The 17,776-nt window shown below is 36.4% G+C and carries 21 protein-coding genes, 2 tRNA genes and 1 other annotated feature; of the genes, 5 read left to right on the top strand and 18 right to left on the bottom strand.

The genetic code is table 11. The features are described 5' to 3' along the window. The first annotated feature begins 110 nt into the window (after nt 1-110). Nucleotides 111-182 (top strand) — tRNA-Glu (locus LKI_RS09830). A gap of 98 nt (nt 183-280) precedes the next feature. On the opposite strand, the gene LKI_RS09825 is transcribed toward LKI_RS09830, so the two are convergent. From LKI_RS09825 to LKI_RS09790, 8 genes are all read right to left on the bottom strand, one after another. Then, nucleotides 281-808 (bottom strand): YutD family protein, encoded by a 528-nt coding sequence (locus LKI_RS09825; protein WP_013103998.1) that lies wholly within the window; start codon nt 806-808, stop codon nt 281-283. Between the two features lie 17 nt (nt 809-825). Continuing rightward, entirely contained in the window at nt 826-2,187 is a 1,362-nt protein-coding gene (locus LKI_RS09820; RefSeq protein WP_013103997.1) for a bifunctional metallophosphatase/5'-nucleotidase, read from the bottom strand. Between the two features lie 106 nt (nt 2,188-2,293). Next, nucleotides 2,294-2,740 (bottom strand): hypothetical protein, encoded by a 447-nt coding sequence (locus tag LKI_RS09815; protein WP_013103996.1) that lies wholly within the window; start codon nt 2,738-2,740, stop codon nt 2,294-2,296. Between the two features lies 1 nt (nt 2,741). Next, nucleotides 2,742-3,836 carry a M24 family metallopeptidase gene (locus LKI_RS09810; RefSeq protein WP_013103995.1) on the bottom strand — a complete coding sequence of 365 codons (1,095 nt, stop codon included), beginning with the start codon at nt 3,834-3,836 and terminating at the stop codon, nt 2,742-2,744. Nucleotides 3,837-3,971: 135 nt separating this feature from the next. Then, on the bottom strand, nt 3,972-4,289 hold the full coding sequence (gene rpmA / locus LKI_RS09805; RefSeq protein WP_013103994.1) for a 50S ribosomal protein L27: 318 nt from the start codon (nt 4,287-4,289) through the stop codon (nt 3,972-3,974). Nucleotides 4,290-4,317: 28 nt separating this feature from the next. Further along, on the bottom strand, nt 4,318-4,617 hold the full coding sequence (rplU, locus tag LKI_RS09800; protein ID WP_013103993.1) for a 50S ribosomal protein L21: 300 nt from the start codon (nt 4,615-4,617) through the stop codon (nt 4,318-4,320). A gap of 11 nt (nt 4,618-4,628) precedes the next feature. Continuing rightward, nucleotides 4,629-4,712: a sequence feature (ribosomal protein L21 leader region), on the bottom strand. Between the two features lie 54 nt (nt 4,713-4,766). Next, the gene (locus LKI_RS09795; protein ID WP_013103992.1) at nt 4,767-5,345 is read right to left on the bottom strand and encodes a TetR/AcrR family transcriptional regulator; all 579 of its coding nucleotides are present in this window, start codon (nt 5,343-5,345) and stop codon (nt 4,767-4,769) included. A 36-nt stretch (nt 5,346-5,381) separates the two neighbouring features. Beyond that, nucleotides 5,382-5,900: a hypothetical protein gene (locus LKI_RS09790; protein WP_013103991.1), complete on the bottom strand. Its 519-nt coding sequence runs from the start codon at nt 5,898-5,900 to the stop codon at nt 5,382-5,384. 115 nt (nt 5,901-6,015) lie between these two features. Here LKI_RS09790 and LKI_RS09785 point away from each other — a divergent pair. Further along, nucleotides 6,016-6,089, top strand: a tRNA-Arg gene (locus LKI_RS09785). A 554-nt stretch (nt 6,090-6,643) separates the two neighbouring features. Here the strand turns inward: LKI_RS09785 and LKI_RS09780 are convergent. From LKI_RS09780 to LKI_RS09750, 7 genes are all read right to left on the bottom strand, one after another. Further along, entirely contained in the window at nt 6,644-6,898 is a 255-nt protein-coding gene (locus LKI_RS09780) for a hypothetical protein (protein WP_013103990.1), read from the bottom strand. 338 nt (nt 6,899-7,236) lie between these two features. Beyond that, nucleotides 7,237-7,443, bottom strand: coding sequence for a CsbD family protein (locus LKI_RS09775; RefSeq protein ID WP_013103988.1), 207 nt, complete (start codon nt 7,441-7,443; stop codon nt 7,237-7,239). Nucleotides 7,444-7,536: 93 nt separating this feature from the next. Beyond that, nucleotides 7,537-8,175 carry a pyridoxamine 5'-phosphate oxidase family protein gene (locus LKI_RS09770; protein ID WP_242651967.1) on the bottom strand — a complete coding sequence of 213 codons (639 nt, stop codon included), beginning with the start codon at nt 8,173-8,175 and terminating at the stop codon, nt 7,537-7,539. Nucleotides 8,176-8,240: 65 nt separating this feature from the next. Continuing rightward, nucleotides 8,241-8,561 (bottom strand): DMT family transporter, encoded by a 321-nt coding sequence (locus LKI_RS09765; protein ID WP_013103986.1) that lies wholly within the window; start codon nt 8,559-8,561, stop codon nt 8,241-8,243. A gap of 229 nt (nt 8,562-8,790) precedes the next feature. Beyond that, nucleotides 8,791-9,450 (bottom strand): tRNA (guanosine(46)-N7)-methyltransferase TrmB, encoded by a 660-nt coding sequence (gene trmB, locus LKI_RS09760; protein WP_013103985.1) that lies wholly within the window; start codon nt 9,448-9,450, stop codon nt 8,791-8,793. Between the two features lie 46 nt (nt 9,451-9,496). Beyond that, nucleotides 9,497-10,756, bottom strand: a complete 1,260-nt coding sequence (locus tag LKI_RS09755) for an ABC transporter permease (RefSeq protein ID WP_013103984.1) — start codon at nt 10,754-10,756, stop codon at nt 9,497-9,499. Next, entirely contained in the window at nt 10,743-11,486 is a 744-nt protein-coding gene (locus tag LKI_RS09750) for an ABC transporter ATP-binding protein (RefSeq protein WP_013103983.1), read from the bottom strand. The genes LKI_RS09755 and LKI_RS09750 overlap by 14 nt, the downstream gene beginning before the upstream one ends. A 72-nt stretch (nt 11,487-11,558) precedes the next feature. On the opposite strand from LKI_RS09750, the gene LKI_RS09745 reads away from it, so the two are divergent. From LKI_RS09745 to LKI_RS09735, 3 genes are read left to right on the top strand one after another with little or no spacing between them, the layout of a single operon-like run. Next, nucleotides 11,559-11,981 (top strand): HIT family protein, encoded by a 423-nt coding sequence (locus tag LKI_RS09745; protein WP_013103982.1) that lies wholly within the window; start codon nt 11,559-11,561, stop codon nt 11,979-11,981. A gap of 11 nt (nt 11,982-11,992) precedes the next feature. After that, nucleotides 11,993-12,235, top strand: coding sequence for a hypothetical protein (locus LKI_RS09740; protein WP_013103981.1), 243 nt, complete (start codon nt 11,993-11,995; stop codon nt 12,233-12,235). Between the two features lie 55 nt (nt 12,236-12,290). Continuing rightward, nucleotides 12,291-13,199, top strand: a complete 909-nt coding sequence (locus tag LKI_RS09735; protein ID WP_013103980.1) for a peptidyl-prolyl cis-trans isomerase — start codon at nt 12,291-12,293, stop codon at nt 13,197-13,199. A 29-nt stretch (nt 13,200-13,228) separates the two neighbouring features. On the opposite strand, the gene LKI_RS09730 is transcribed toward LKI_RS09735, so the two are convergent. The 3 genes from LKI_RS09730 to LKI_RS09720 are packed head-to-tail and all read right to left on the bottom strand — an operon-like array spanning nt 13,229 to nt 17,724. Next, nucleotides 13,229-14,176, bottom strand: a complete 948-nt coding sequence (locus tag LKI_RS09730; RefSeq protein WP_013103979.1) for a 3'-5' exoribonuclease YhaM family protein — start codon at nt 14,174-14,176, stop codon at nt 13,229-13,231. Nucleotides 14,177-14,190: 14 nt separating this feature from the next. Continuing rightward, on the bottom strand, nt 14,191-16,557 hold the full coding sequence (locus LKI_RS09725) for an ATP-binding protein (protein ID WP_013103978.1): 2,367 nt from the start codon (nt 16,555-16,557) through the stop codon (nt 14,191-14,193). Nucleotides 16,558-16,560: 3 nt separating this feature from the next. Next, nucleotides 16,561-17,724: a metallophosphoesterase family protein gene (locus LKI_RS09720; RefSeq protein ID WP_013103977.1), complete on the bottom strand. Its 1,164-nt coding sequence runs from the start codon at nt 17,722-17,724 to the stop codon at nt 16,561-16,563. Between the last annotated feature and the right edge of the window lie 52 nt (nt 17,725-17,776).

Here is a 17,776-nt window from a genome sequence, read left to right as displayed (position 1 = left end):
CTTGAACACAAAATGCCGTACAGTAAATAAATCGTTTTATCGTTGACGATAAAACGATTTATTGTTATACTAGTGTAGTTGTCTGAAATATATTAGGCATCACTGACCATGGCTCGTTGGTCAAGTGGCTAAGACGCTGCCCTTTCACGGCGGAATCGAGAGTTCGATTCTCTCACGAGCTATATCAAGTCGCAACTTCGGTTGCGGCTTTTTATATGCTAACCATTTAAAAAATATCCCCTAGATACGATCAATCTAAGGGATATTTTCATTAAAATTATTACTTTTGTTTGATTACAAATGGCCGTTTTACAGTTTTTTTGTTACTGGATGCCACCGTTTTATTTTTATTGATTTTTTCTCTACCATTAATTCTCTTTTTTTCAGTCTTCTTATGTGAATTTCTATGCGTTCGTTTACTGCTTTTTGACCGTTCTTCTGGTTCAACTGGACGCGGATTAACATTTTCCAAAACAAAATAGGGGGCACCAAAATTAACATATTCAAATAAATAATCTTGAAGTGCAGCTATTTTATCACCATTTGACACCGTTTTGTCGTTGCGGTAAAACCCCTTAAGCCTTAACTGCTCTGCAGAAATATCCCCAACAATATAATCGTATTGTGCCAACAATGGTGTATATCGGATAGCTAACTTTTCTGTATCAAAAGCTGATTTAAAGTTATCAACCAATTCTAACGTTAATTTATCGATTTCTATTTCATCACCGTGCTGTGTAATTTGATATGCTGTTTTACGTTCTTCCTGTTGCAACAGCGTTTGAGCTTTTAATGTTTCACGATCCATATGGGGTCACCTTTCCTCTAAACAGCGTGTTTGGTACCACTGTACTTTTCTTGATAATACTGTGCCATCAACTCTCGTAATAAAATATTCAACTGAATTTTAGCAGGAGCTTGTTGTATAACTGGGAAAAATGGCACCCACTTATAATGATCAAGTGTTGCAATTTCATATTGCTTCTGACTTTCAAGCAGTTTACCCTGATACAAAATTTGTCCATCACGCTGACGATCGATGCCAGAAAAACGAACATACCCGAATACTTTACCACGAAAGCCACTGCCTTTCATTGCCAATGTCGCTAACCAATTTTGTTGCTCGTCAATTTCTTTAAAGAGCGTCTTGATGTCTTGTCCTGTTAGTGTGATTAGCATTGGATTGATAGCGTGCGGCATACTCTCCAACAACTCATAACGACTTAACTCACCTTTAGACAAATCATCAACAAACATACCACTTGATACCATAGCTGCCGGTACATTAAAATATTTTTTCAAAGCTCGTAGCGCATCATAATTTTGTTCATCGGTAGTTAAGTTACGCGGTAACGTTGTCACATACTTTTTTTCTAACAATGACTGTCCTTTATGTAACCAGCCACTAATTAAGCTGTAGTCTTCATCAGCTTCTGCTAACTCATATGTCGGTATTGTGGTAGCATGCTTATTAAAAATATGGTGATTAGAAAGAGACAGTGTAATATCTCCAATATGCTCTCCATATCGACCAGCTCCGGCTAGTAAGCTACCATTTACTAGTTTACCTTGTGGCAACAAATGATGCGTGTGGGCCCCAATAATCACATCAATATCATACTTTTCGGCAATATGTTCATCCGTAGGCAGCCCCAAATGTGATAATAAAATAACGACATCGGCTTCTTGACGAAGTAAGGGCAATAATTGGTCAATTGTGTCATCAACTTGCTGAGGATGCCATCCTAATGCAGGATATGTGAGATCATACGGTGCTGTTAGCGCAAAAACAGCTAGTTTTGTGCCAACACCGGTCGTAATAATTTTATAATTTTGAGCCCACCTTGGTTGTGTTTGATTTGGCTCCTCTTTCAAATTACTTAATAGCACATCAAAATCAGCATGGTCATACAAATGATTCATTGCATCATGCGATAATACTAATCCTTCATTATTACCAATAGTTACACCATCATAATGGGCTTCGTTCATTAATGCAACATTTCCCTGTCCCATTGTTGCGTCCGTAAATGGATTTAAACGATCAATCGCATCACCGATGTCAAATGTGTAACTCTCTGGGTACTGTATTTGTTTGTCTACCAAAAATCTTAAGATACGTGGCCAGTTTTCAAAGTGAGAATGCATATCATTCGTGTGTAATAAATGTATTGTTTCAGTCTGCATTTAAATCCTTCCTAAATTTCATTTTTTAAATATGTATTTGTCAGTAATTATATATAGTTCCATTTTACACTAACTACATAAATAAGGCGCTGCGAAATGCAGCGCCTTATTTACCGAAATGATACAAAAACGCCACGAAGTTTTGTAAATTAACTGGGAAAGCGTTTAATCCCCAAACGATGTGGTCATGTTCACCTGGCACTTTATAACGCACACCCCACTCATCATTTAAACTCGCATTCATATGGGCAGGACCATGGTATTCAGACATCCATGTATTAATATATGACATAGCTTCTTGTGCAAAATCATCCCAAGATGTTGTCATATCAACCCAAGGCTCTTGATATCGCCATTTGAATGGCTCACCTTTTTCATTAAAATGCGGATTGTAATAATCAAAATCAGTGTCTAAAATATTTTTAACTTCTTGCCGTTTGTCTCGCATTTGCCAGAATGCATGACCCTCATGCCGTTTAACATAAATATAATCAAATCCGGTCACCAAGTTACCACGATAAAACACCAAAAAATCTAATCGTGCCTGTGCCATATCAACCCTCAACTATAATTAAATCTTTGGTAATACCCGCTGTCAGGTTTTCATAACCGTCTCGTGTCACAATAATATCGTCTTCAATGCGAACACCACCTTTGCCAGCCAAATAAACACCTGGCTCAATTGTTAATAAATGCCCAGCTTGCATTTCATCACTTGATTGTGCACTCAATGCTGGTCCTTCGTGGATATCTAAACCAACACCATGACCCGTTGAATGATTGTAATAATCACCATAGCCATGTGCTACAATATAATCTCTTGCAACATGATCGATTTCACTGCCAGAAATACCTGGTTTTACAATTGCAATGGCATTTTCATTGGCCTGCTTGACTACTGCATAAACTTCTTTTAACTCGTCGCTAATGTAACCGATAGCAACAGTGCGTGTCACATCGGATGTATAATTTGAAACATAGTAACCAAAGTCAATTGTAAGCAAATCGCCAGATTCAATGACCTTATCCGTTGCCTCACCATGTGGTAATGCTGATCGGTACCCTGAGGCAACAATTGTATCAAATGATGATTTTTCAGCACCATATTTTTTTTGTAAACGGTCCAGTTCATTTGCTACTTGACGTTCTGTCATACCCACTTTGATCAAAGGGAGCAACTCATTAAATGCGTGAACCGATGCCTGAGCTGCTTCTCGTAAGGCAGCTAATTCTGAATCGTCTTTGACCTCTCGAAGCGTTTCAATCGCTGAAGGTAATGCATCAAACGCAATATCTGCTGGCAATAATTCATCAATATAATCATAAATATTATATGGCAAGTCTGCCTCAAAAGATAATTGTTTAATATTGAACTCTACAGCAGTAGCAACTGCTTCTTCATAATAAGCACGAGTAATTTTCAAATCAACGCCTGCAGGTAGACGATCGCTATAATCCGTTTCATAACGCGAATCAGTAATTAAACGCGCTTGATTACGACCAATGACAACAACTCCGTCACCCGTACCACCATTAAATCCTGTTAAATACTTTGTATTAGCGCCTTGGTAAACAATCATACCATCAAGAGATAACTTGTTTAAAAGTTTCTGTAATTTGGTAATTCGTGCTTCAAAATATTTAGTCATATCAAGTATCCTTCTTGTTTAGTCAATAATTTTATTATAGCACAAGTCGCCACCTAGTCTAATGGTAACCCAACACATAATTGCCTTAAATATTAAAAAAATCAGAACAATAAATTGTTCTGATTTTTAAATTGATTACTTTGCAGCAGCCAAAATTTCATTATATTGTTCACGTGAGTAAACAGATACTTGACGCTTTTCGCGACCTTTACGTTCAAACTTTACAACCCCATCCGATAAAGCAAAAAGTGTGTCATCTCCACCCTTTTTAACATTTACACCTGGATAGATATGTGTGCCACGTTGGCGATAAATAATTGAACCAGCTGTCAAAGCTTGTCCGTCGGCAACCTTAGTTCCCAAACGACGACCAGCTGAGTCACGACCGTTGGCTGAAGATCCGCCACCTTTGTGGTGCGCGAACATTTGTAAGTTTTCTTGGTTCATCAACATAAGTCTATTTCTCCTTTACAAGTAATGATTACGCGATTGAATCAATCTTCACGCGTGTATATGGTTGGCGATGGCCTTGCTTAGAATGCATATTCTTCTTGGCCTTGTATTTGAAAGTAATCACTTTCTTTTGCTTACCCTGCTTTTCAACAGTTCCAGCAACCTTAGCACCTTCAACAAAAGGTGTCCCAACTTTGCCATCAATCAAAACAACTTGGTCAAAAACAACCTTTTCACCTTCAGTTGCATCTAACTTTTCGACGAAAATTGTATCGCCTTCAGCGACTTTATACTGTTTGCCGCCTGTTACAATAATTGCATATGCCATTATTGAATTCTCCTTATACTTAGACTCACCATCCCAGGCGGGTCGGCCCTAGTCCGACACGTACTTCAACCTGTTCCGAGTGGTTGTAGCTATGCTAACAACCTTTCAATTATAACAAAACCTAGTCACTTCGTCAATATAACTTGATGTTATCTTTTATTCAGAGGTTCAAAGTCAAATAATATCAAGCCCGTTTGCGCCCAGCCTGTTGTATTAATACGCAAAATTTCAACAAATTCTGTTAACAATTCAGTTTGTGCTAAATTCATATTTTCCATCAACCATTTAGCGATGAGTGCCCAAAAACCCCCGTTAATCACTTCCCACTGAAATGTTTGTCGGCGACGTAGTTCATCATCAGTTATTGCAGACAACTGAGTTTGCATTTGTGTTCGCATACGTGACACCAATGTTGTAAAATAAATTGAATCATGATGTAGATTAAGTACCGCATTATAAAACGCTGCACGATCACTTATTGCTGCAATCATCTTAGCCACATGAAATTGACCTTGAACTTGTACCATAAACGCTATTAGCAAACTATTATTCACTTCGGAAATCAAATGTTCCTTATTCCGGTAGTACTTATAGAAAGTCCCACGTGTGACTTGTGCACGGTTTAATAACGCTGTAATTGAAAAGTCTGGTTGTGTCGTTAATAGGTTAATCGTTGTCTCCTCAATAAGTTTTTTTGTTCTTAAAATACGAGCATCTTCTTTTCCCATAACAATTCTCCTAACAAAAAAGCACAACCATTGTGCTCACTCCTCATTTTTGGCGCCAATTTTGTAAATTGCTGATTCAACATTAAGATCAATCTTCATTTGCGTCACGATATCAGCACGTTGTGCAGAACTTTTATTCACTGCATTAACAGACATCGTTATAATCGTATCAAATTTATCATGGAATCGGGATGCCACACTACCATCAATGTTATAGCGTCCTTTTTTAGCCGCTTGGACAATTGTGACAATGCCATCTCGACCATAAAAAGCATCTCTAAGTGCTTGTGCATCAGCATTACTCAAATTGCGACTGTTATGTTTGATGATCTGATCAGCAGATTGTTCAATTGCAGTCATCGTTTTTGGCTTCTGGTAATTGAAATCATCCAATTTATCAATAAAATCATTGATATCACTACGAGATGCTTTTAAATGACGATAGTCCGACCTAGGAATCGATACACCAGCATATTTGGGTTGTTGATTCACTGTCGCAAGAGCAGCTAACAGTGCAATAATAATAACGCCTAAGGCAATAAATGCTTTTCTCATATATTAATTCCCCACATTTTAATACCTCTAGTATACTATGAATAATTAAATTTTAAAAATAGATGTTTTAAATCTTTAATATTTACTATTTTTATGATATGATATAATTTGTATTGCGTTGGTAGCTCAGCTGGATAGAGCAGCCGGTTTCTACCCGGCAGGTCGAGGGTTCGACTCCCCCTCAACGCATATTGGCCGTTTTACCATATTTGTTGGTAAGACGGCTTTTTGTTTGGAAAGTGTTGGTATGATTGGTTTTGGAGTATACAACTTCATTCACAAAAACTAGATTACATAAAAAATAACTCTCAGTGCTACAGTTTTGCTACAAATGACTGAAAATAAAAAATGGCAGATAAGTTATAATCACATTTAGGAAGATGTGAGCGTTTGAGAAAAAACCGGCTAGGCTTATGCTCTTAGTATATCAGCGGTAGGTTATTGTAAAATAAAGTTGATGCTTGATTTTCATTTTACATTTTTATGCCATACTATCTACACACGCCACCTTTCATCAGGTGGTTTGTCTATGTAGATATCCTCAATTCATGTCTCTACTCCAGTTTTTAAAACTAATGATACACCAATTGCCGGTCACGTGGTGTCGAAGTAATCAATCCGATTCGTCTTGTGCATACAAGATCGTTATGTTTTGAATAGTCAATATTCTTATTGTCAGTTGACTTTCCAATAATTGTCTCCAAACAAAAAGCACAACTTATTTTCAAAATTGAGCCTTTTGTTTATTTTTGAGTAGCCTTGCGTAAAAATGCATAATATTCGTACAATGCTAAAGCAACAAGCATTACTACCGCAATGTAAATTGAGCTAGACACAGCTGTTACAGCAACCACTGTTAATCCAATTGATGAGGTTGTGAAAATCAACGAAAATTTTTGTAGTTTGGTCAATTTTTCAGTATCACCTTGAAATGAAACCGACGTCATAATAACGCCAACGAGTATCATTAGTCCAAAGAAAATATGTAGTACAATCATGAATGTTTCTCCTTTGTAACTATTATATGATAAAAATGAATATTATGCATGTGCAAATATTTCTCCAATAAAAAACTACAAGTCAAATAATAATATACAAAATATGCATTTAGATGTATAATCGAACCAAACTAGGGAGGCTTATCATGATAGCAGCAATACTTGACTTTTTATCAGGAATTATAGGTGCCTTTGCTAGTGGTATACTGCATAATAATTATAAGAAAGATAAAAATAAGAAAGATGTATAGATTAATCAAATTCCGATTTTTATCTGACTACAATTTATGGCATATAAAAACCAATTAGACATTAATCTAATTGGTTTTTCAGACTATTTATTTTTCTACATCATCTTTTAACTTATTAATACTGTCTTTCACGGAGTCTTTAGCATCTGTCACTGCGTCTTTTACTTTACCAAAAACACCTTGTGCCTTACCTTCAGCCTCACGCTGTTTGTCTCCTGTAACTTTGCCTTCTACCTCTTTTGCCTTACCAGCAATTTTGTCTTTTGCATTATCAAACTTTTCTTCAATTGACATATGATGTTCTCCTTGAGTTTTATTTGATGTTACATATATATTATAACACGCCTCATGAAATATGGCAAATATGCCATATTTATAGTAAGATTCCTAAAAAGTTATATCTACAAGCTGATCTCGAAATGATTCAACTCTAACAGATTTAATTCTCAATTGAATGACCACTTTATTTTTAAACGTGTCCGATAATTCCCTTATTTCTGAATGCTCCTTTAACATCTGTTGTAATTGATTTGATACAATCAGATCTACGTCAATTTGGTTGGAAGTCAGCCTATTACCCGTTTTCTTATCAAACCAAGTCGCGATTGCGACTGATTGGTTATCACGTATATTGCCAACCCTTTGAGACGTCACATCTGATACGATATAAAGAATATTTTCATCAGTATGCGACTGTTTAAACGTTACGATATTTGACGCAATCTCTCCCGATGCATCTACCGTTGATAATATTAAAATATTATCTAAATTTTGAAGGGCGTTCTGAAAAGCACTTTTATCTGTTAAACCAGTTGCAGCGTTGAATCGACGTTTTTGTTTCAATATAGTTAGTATGGTGAGTGGAATTGTCAAAATAACGTAACCAATAATCGTTGCCAACAGTGACTTATAGAAATAATTATTAACACCTGATATATCAACAACATAGTCAACAACGAACATCGTGATTAAAAAAATAAAAAATAATTGAATAAATCGTTTAGCGTACATAATAACTCCTATCATTAGGTTCCCATAATTTAAAAAATCAAGGCAGTTAAAAAAACTGTGTGACATATTTCAAAAAAGTATTATTCGCCAGCAGTAACTTTAATGCCAATAATAGCTATGATTAATAAAACAATAAAAAACCAGGTAGACACTGGAAACTTATCATGAAATAATAACACGCCCACAATAACTGCTCCAACAGCACCGATGCCTGTCCAAATTGGATAAGCCAAGCTAAAGGGTAATTGTTTCACCGCCTTTAATAAGAAAAACATGCTACCAATTAAGCCAATAATTGTTATCACTGCCCAACCTATTTTAGTGAAACCCTGGCTCAATTTCATAGTTGTTGACCATAATATTTCAGACAACCCCGCAAGTAACAAATAAAACCACGACATATGGCATATCCCCCTTCAAATAAAAACAAACGTCGACTGGTCGAACCAGCCTCTGACTTGATGTTTGAGTAACGTGACATAATTATCACTATAGTTTAACATGTTTTTTAATTGACATAAATTCATTTTTTAAAATTATGAATCATTCAAATGTCCCCAATAAGCAAAACAGCGCCTAAATTAGACGCTGTTTTTTTCCTAATAAAAGAAACCTATAACCCTTGTGGTTCTAAAAGTGAGCCTTAATCTTATAAATCGGTTGACCCTTAGCCATGAACTTTTGTTCATACTCTGTCTCAATATTACCAGCAACTTTTTCAACATCGTGGTGCAAGTCAAATGTATAATCATCCGTTGTCCATCGCATCCCATAGTTCATAAAACTAACCATTGAATATTCAAATAAGTGTCGATTATCTGTCTTAAATTCAACTTCACCATGTTGCGGTAAAATTGCTTCATACGATTTCAAAAATGATTTGTAAGTTAAACGACGAGACTCGTGTCGATTTTTTGGCCACGGGTCAGAAAAATTAAGATATAGTTTTGATACTTCTGCTTTTTCAAAATAAGTTTCTACACCGTTCCCATTACCATAAATATAACGCAAGTTTGGCAATTTACCAACTTGGTCAAAACTTCTACGTGCAGCCATCGCAACAGCTGTTTCTTGAATTTCCATGCCGATATAATTGATTTCTGGATGAGCTAATGCCATTCCCAATATGAACTGTCCTTTTCCAGAACCAATTTCAATATGAATGGGTTGATTTCGATCAAATAACGTCTGCCATTGACCAATTTTTGCCGTTGCCTGTTCTTGATCAATCACAATATCAGAATGTGCTGCTAGCCAATCAGGTGCCCAAGGTTTTGCTCGAAGATGCATATCGTTTCTCAATGTGTTCTATTTGGTTTAACACATGACTTTCTTTTTATTTTATTTTTTGAGGAATATAAACACGGTTTAAAAACAGACTAACAATGCTCATAACGATCCCGACAGTTATTAACATTGACCGCCCATGTACAGCACTGACGCACATAAACAGAAGAATCAGGATCACCGTCATTTGTTTTATGAGGTAACTAAACGCTTTTTGCTTCGATCTATTATCAATAGGTAATAGGCGTGTCCAAATATTTTGTTGCGTCGTCGTATAAAGTGGTACTAGCTGGAATACCACAAGGTACATCATGAGCGATGCGACCCCTGCAATTAACCATGTTGGTGCATCATTTAAGGCGTATAAAATGATAACAGCCACAGTTATTAAACGCACAATCAGTGGTAACAATTCAGTATCTCGCATAAAACGTGTTAAATACAAGCGATATATGATTGGCTGCCGTTTAGCCAAAAACTTAATAATAGCATCCAGATACCGTCGCCGTTTAGATGTACGTGGTTGGTTTGGGACTTCGGCAAAAGTCGCATAAAAATGCAACACACGTTGCTCATGGTCTATCGCTTGGGATACAACTACCGGCCAATCAATCGCCAATCTGTTAGCCTTTGACTCACTAATGTAAGTCACCTTGCCAAATAACACAATCAAACTAATCAAAACACTTCCAAACACCCATGTAAGATTAGTTGGCAGCTGTCGTATTAGTGTAATCGCCATACCTGGCACTAAAAAATCCAACAACAATCGGCGTACAATCATATGAGTATTCAACCATACAAATTTTGAATTGACAAAAAAAGTTGATCGTCTATCTAGTAACATTAGCCACTTGTAGCTCACCATAAATAATAGGAGCAACATCATACGTGCAAATGAAAATATGTGTGTTTGTACTAAGATCGGTATTAAGACCGCGACAAAAGCTAATTGCCACAAACCACCATATACAGTGCTTAAAGTCATACTATGATTGAGATATTTTTTTATGATTACGTGATCACTACCCATTAAGTACAAACGATCAGCGGGTTTTAAGTAAGTCACAATTGTGCCTACTTTTAATCCTAAAAGTAACCATATCACCTCGACAAACCACCACCAGTTTGATTTCCAAATCGGGCTAAGAACTGGCGAAACAATTAGTTGCCTGTAACCTAGCACAACAACGCCAAAAGCAATTAAAAGGAACACAACAAAATGATCATTGAAAAGTAATCTTAAGTATTTCATATTTGTACGTTGTGCACGAGCAAAACGTTGCAAGAATAGATTATTTAATCTCATCAATTCCAGCCCCTTGTATCAAATCAAAAAAATCATCCAATTGCGTCATTGCTAACCCATATTTCTTTGCCAATGCTTTGGGTGAACCCTCAAAGTAAACATGCCCTTCATGTAAAACGATAAATTTATCAACAAATTGAGCCGCTGACGTCAACAAATGCGTTGTCATTAGAACGCTTCGTCCAGCCTTAGCCTGTTGGCGTAAAAGGTTAGTGACCGCTTTTTGTGCTAATGTATCCAATCCTAAAAAAGGCTCATCGACAATTAACAATGGTGCATCTAACATGAAAGCTGATACTAGCATCACTTTTTGACGCATACCTTTTGAAAAATGAATTGGTAACCAATGTAATTTATCTTCTAAACGGAATGTTTTTAATAACGCAAGCGCACGATTCCAAGCAGTACTATTATCCATTTCATGAGCTGCTAACATCAAGTGCAAATGTTCACCTAAAGTGAGTTCATCATATAAAATGGGTTGTTCCGGAATATATGCAATTTGTGATTTAAAAACCGTAGGTTCAGCCGACAATTGTACATCATTTAAAGTGATAGTTCCCTGTTTGGGATGTAGTTCTCCAATAACATGATTAATAGTTGTTGACTTTCCAGCCCCATTCAAGCCAATCAGAGCAACAATTTCACCATCAGCAACCGCTAACGAAATATTTTTGAGTACACTATTGCCAGCGTAACCGCCGGATAAATTTTCGATGTTTAATCCCATGTCCTCTATTATAACAGGCATACCCCATTATTTGCTATAATAGAGGAAACAAAAAGAAATGAGGGTTAACATATGACTATTTTTGATAAAATTATTGCTGGTGACATTCCAAGTTACAAAGTATACGAAGATGATGATATCTTAGCATTTTTAGATATTTCACAGGTCACACCAGGTCACACACTAGTTGTACCAAAGAAACCAGTTGCTGATATTTTTGCATACGATGACGATTTAGCACAAAAAGTACTAATAAAGTTACCCAAAATTGCACGAGCCATTAAAGCTAGTAATGACCAAATTAGTGGCATTAACATACAATCTAACAATGGCCCTTCAGCTGGCCAAACAGTGCTATACTCCCATTGGCACCTTATTCCACGCTATGATCATGACGGCCTGAATGACAAACTTGCGCCCACAATTGACAACAGCTCAGAATTTTCAGCAGAACGATATCAGACGATTGCTCATGCAATTGCTTCTCAATTTTAAAGGAGAAACCCATGAAAATTTTTGACGATTTGAAAAATTTAACTACTCAAATTAAAAAAATTGTGACATTAACAAAAAAACTCCAAGCTCAACAAGCCATTGTATCTGAAAAATTACTCGCGGCCCAAGCGGTTCAAGAAGATATTCAACGCGATATTGCAAAAATGAATTTTAAAAACCAACCACACTTGGATCGTATTCAAGAAAAAACGAATCATCTCAACGCTGAATTAGCAAAGTTTAAAGCGAAATAACTGTTTTTGTGGTAAACTATTCAAATACTCATTAGAAAAGGAAACGAAACACGTTATGCGTAAATTTATTTGGGGGCTCCTTGTAGTGATTTTTATTGGGGGTCTTGTCTTCCTTGGGTTAAACTCATCAAAAACTTTGATGACGTCAGACTCCGGAAAAATCACAGAAAACGAATTCATGGCTGATATTAAAAAGTCGTCAGCTGGGCAACAAGAATTTGCTAATATGGTTATTAACAAGGTTCTTGCTAAGCAATATGGTGGTAACGTATCAAAATCAGATGTTCAAGATGCCTTTGATACACAAAAAGCACAGTATGGCGATTCATTTAAACAAGCCTTAGCATCTAACAATACAACCGAAGATCAGCTAAAAATCAATATTAAAAACAATTTAATTATGACTGCCGCAGTTAAAGCAAATTACAAAATAACTGACAAGCAACTCAATGATGCCTATAAAAATTATCATCAAAACACCACGATTTCCTTAATCACTGCGAAAAATGAAGATGCAGCAAAAAAAGCCATTGATGATTTGAAATCTGGTGACAACTGGAAAACAGTTTACGCAAAATATACTGCGGATAAAACATATGCCAAACAAGATGGCCAATTACCAGCATTTGATTCAACCAGTACAGCCGTTGATACTGCTATACAAGAAGCTGCATTCAAGTTGAACAAGTCAGGAGACTATACAAATACACCTGTTACTGGTTCAAACGGCGGCTATTACGTTGTAACATTAAACAAAAAAACAAATAAGCCTAGTTTAAATAGCGTTCGAAATAAATTATCAGACCAAATTGTATCATCATTCTTGAATGATCAGAAAAACACATCTAAAATTCAAGCGATTGTTGGAAAAATTTTACGTAAAGAAAATGTCAACGTAAAAGATTCTCAACTAAAAAACACATTAAATACTTACATGACAGCAGGTATTTCATCGTCAAAGTAAAAAAACATAACCAAAAAGGTTATGTTTTTTTATGTTAATGATGTTTTATAAAACCGACGGTTATCTAAACCAAACACACGATCAGAGAAAGTATCGTCAGTTGTTTTATCTAAAGCAGCTGACATCATTTGGATGCTCGCGTCCATTTCGTCCAGTTGATGTAACACCTCCGCTTCCATAACAGCAGGTCGAACTGGTGAACCATATTCTAACAAACCATGATGTGATAAAATCACATGACGAATAAGAATCATCTCTTCAGATTGTAAATCAAAGTGCAACTCATGAGCTGCCAAGACAATTTGCTCATCAATTAAAGTGATATGCCCGATTAAATTACCTGCAGTCGTATATTGCGTGCCAACTGGTCCAGACAACTCAATTGTTTTTCCTAAATCATGTAAGAGCGCGCCAGCGATTAATAACTCTTTATTAAGTCGTGGGTATTCGCTTGCCACGTTTTGGGCTAATTTCGCAATGGATAATGAATGATACGCTAATCCGCCAGCAAACGCATGATGATTAGACTTAGCAGCAGGGTAACGCAAAAACTGATCATGATATATAGAAAATAACTTTCGCACGAGTCGATTCCATGTTGGATTGGTAATCATTAGTATGAAATCATTGAGTTCATCACTCATCTGATCTTCTTTGATTGGTGCATGAATCATAAAATCAGCTGGATTATCAGGTTCTCCGGCGATAGATAAACGTATATTAGTTATTTGAACTTGAGGCTTGTCTTGATATGCACCGCGAACGCCTTGTAACCGTACAACTTTTCCAGGCAACAATGTTTTAATTTGTTCATCCGTTGCATCCCATAGGTTCCCGGGTAAATCACCAGAACGATCAGAAAAAACCAAACTAAGGTAAGTTTTTCCTGTTTTCGTTAAACGAATGTCAGCACTCTTAAGTACCGCAAACGAATCAATATGCTCAGCATCTTGATATTCTGTTAGTAGTTTTGTCATAAGATTTCCTCTTTTTATAATCTTATCATATTCTTTTTTTCGATATATGAATCTGACGTCGTAAAATAAAAAATTTGTTGTTGCTTGGCAATTTCTTGTAAGATGGTCAACATGATTTGTCGACGCGGTACATCAAAATTAACAAAACCATCATCAATCAATAATGGCAAAGAAATAATATCTGAAATAACATCACTTAAAGCTAACCGCAACGCTGTATACAATTGCTCTTGTGTCCCCGTAGATAGCTCTATAACATTGAATTGCTGACCCGTCTGATTAATAACTATCAATGTTTCTTTTACAAAATTAATTGCGACATATCGCCCGGCAGTTAATTTTTCAAAATAACACGTAGCTTTCTTTGACATTTTCGGAAACCTATTTTGAGACGCTAACTGCAACGCTTGATTAATCCATTTGACAACCATTTTTTCAGCCAAATAATCACCAAATTGATCAATTAAAACTGTTCTTTCATTGGCTAGATCTTGCTGTTGTTTCAAAAAAGCGTCATCGCTTGTCCGCTGCTTTTGTTGTGCCTGCAAGTCAGATAATTGTGTTTGTATAGTTAATACTAACTGTTGTGCTTTTTCTAATTCTTGTTGTGTTAGTATTATCTGTTTCTGCAATTCATTGTCATCTTTAATCTGACGTAATTGAATGAGTTTGTCAGAATCAATTTGCTGCATCAGGTCGTCATAACGTTGTTTTTTTCGTAAATAATCAATATTCTCTAATTTTAAGTGGTTGATCTCTTCTATAGTCGTCACATGGTACTTTTGTAACAAATTTTGTCGCGTCTCAAGCTGTTGTGCCAACTGGGTTTGATGTTGTTTAATATCAGTTAACCGCTGTTGGTTTTTTTGTGATGCCAATAACGTTTCATTTTGGTGACGCAACCAGTCTTGATCATTTAGTCGGTTTAGCTGCCCAATTAAAGCCTCAAAATCATCTGATTGCATCGGTACCTGAAATCTTTTTGCAATTGGCTCAAGTTGCAGAACGAGCTGCTGCTTGTTTTTCAAAATAGCTGCCTCTAGTATCGTCAATTGCTGTTGCTGTTCAGGTGCTTCATTGATAGCCCCCTGAACTGATTGAATATCTAATAATGACATTTCGCCATACCGTGATTGAATATGGTGCAGTTGTTTTTGACGTAACTGAAATAAATAATAGGCATAAAATACCATCAATATGGCGATGATAACCAATGGTTTTATCGTCAGGAAGGCAATGACGCCAATAATAAGAGCAACCACTGTAACAGGCAAAGTGACATCCTTATTGTTGATTATCTTTCTTTCATCAGCTGTTAATGGCGCTGGTAGTTCTTTTCCAAAGAATTGATTCTGAAGATGTTGCAGCCGTTTTAATAACATGACACGTTCAGCCGTTATGTTTTTCAAATAACGTGCTTTAGCCTGTAGGACAGATAACTCTGATGACAAATCACTCGTCTCGTCCTTGGTCACTTTTTTAGGGCTTTGAATGTTCTCTTCAAGTTGTGTTATTTTTTCACGATGCATATCAGAAATAACAGTCACACGTTGCAAAGTAGCAATATCCGCATCTGAAACAATTACACGATTAATATCAAGTTGTTCTTTTACTACCTGTGCACTTTGGTAAAGTTGATATTGTTGGACCAAAATATGTAAATCTTGAATTTTTTGTGTCAGTCGCTGAACAATTGCTTGGTTTTTAAGAAGTTGCTCAGTGTATTCATGGGTTTCTTTTTCAGCCAACACATAAGCTGTCACTTCATCCCCTTTAGTGATTAAACTATCAGCGTGCATCTGATATTGCTTAGAAGCTAAGTTCAACGGTCTTTTGCCTGTTGTCCTTTGTGCGAATTGCTTATCAGCATGTTTTTCAATATCATTTGCAACTTCGAGCCAGTCTTCGCTGCCAACAGCACCAATATTTAACAACAATTTTTGTAAATCAATTGCCTTCAACTGTGATACTTTTGCTAAGTCTTGTTGACTAAAATTAAAAATATGGTCGAACATTTCTCGAGTAAGTGGCGCTAGCTGCTCTGATAACCACTTTTCTGGGTCAACCACGCTTGTTTGATTTGAAAGATACGTAATTGATAGTTCAGACTGTGTACGCCCTAAGCGCGTAATTCGGACAACTGTACCATCGAAATCAGCTACTAAACTTCCCCCATACTGACTACCATCTTTTGGATCATAAACGTTTGCATGACCTTTTTTTGTCGGAAAACCAAATAACATACCCACAATGAATGCGCGTACAGTCGACTTGCCAGATTCGTTTTGACCAACAATAACTTGAAAATCATCTATAAAATCAAATCGTTGCTGCGACCAACGTCCAAACCCACTAATCATGATCTGTTTTATTTTTATCATGGATCACACCTTTCTGGCCTGTATCAACTGTTGCATTTTATCGCGCAATAATGTCTCTCCTTCAGGACTCATAAAATAATCACGAACCACAAGCGGGGCTTGGTTTGATAATTCATTTGCTATATTAAAATCTGACATTATTGCTTCATATGCTTCTTGCCAATATATTTGATCAATATGATCCTTGGCAAGCATTGTCGATAAGTTTTGTCTTACGCGTAAGCTAACCACCCATAATTTTTTTGGTAATTGCGCACGAATTTTTTCAATGGTAATACCGCCAACAATGCGTTGGCTAGTCGCACCATCTACATGTGCTATAATTTCCACTGATAAAAATGTCATTTGATCAACATTATAATTTACAATTTGACTAATAATATCCGACTCATTCTTAACATCTTCTAGTGTTACTTGCTCCCAAGTTATCTCTGCTGCTTCTCGAAATTTTGGCACTAGTAGGTGATTTTCTGACTCAACTAAATAATAACCTTTGGCACCAACCTCTTTGCGGTTAAGTCCCTGTAAGTCACCAGAATAACCAATAAATGGCGTTTGATTGAGTGTTTGACGAACATGAATGTGGCCTAAGGCCCAATAATCATAATTTTTAGATAGCATGTCACTCAAAGCAAAAGGTGCGTATGGATCGCCATCGATACCAAGCGCGCCATGATATAAACCTATATGATAGTCAACTAACCCTGTTTTTAAAGGATATGACGTGATCACTTTTTGAGTTTGGCGTGGTGTTTGATAACTGAATCCCGTCAATGCAACGTTTTCACCTGTTTTTAAGGTTAAATACAGTGTTTCGACTTTCTGATTAAAAACATGCACATTAGGTGGCCAAGGTAAATGTTGTTGTTTATCCGCTTGGAAATCATGATTTCCAAAACTTAAATATACTGGTATATTGGCAGCATTCAGGCGATCAAATTGTTGACTCACAATATCTTGTATTTTAGGACTACTGACAGTCGTACTATATAAATCGCCCGGCATCACTAAAAAGTCGACTTTCTGTATGATAGCATCACGAATCAAATTTTTAAAAGCTGTCAAAGTCGATTGTTGTACAATCGTTTTCAAGTCATCAGGCAGTTGCTGATCTAACCCAATAAACGGATTGCCAAGATGAATATCTGCTGCATGAATAAATTTCATAGTTACCTCTTTTGGAACAAATGTTCGCTTATTTTAATTATACGAAATTTTA

The organism is Leuconostoc kimchii IMSNU 11154 (assembly GCF_000092505.1).
Taxonomy (GTDB): Bacteria; Bacillota; Bacilli; order Lactobacillales; family Lactobacillaceae; genus Leuconostoc; species Leuconostoc kimchii.
This window is presented reverse-complemented; position numbering and strand designations above follow the sequence as displayed.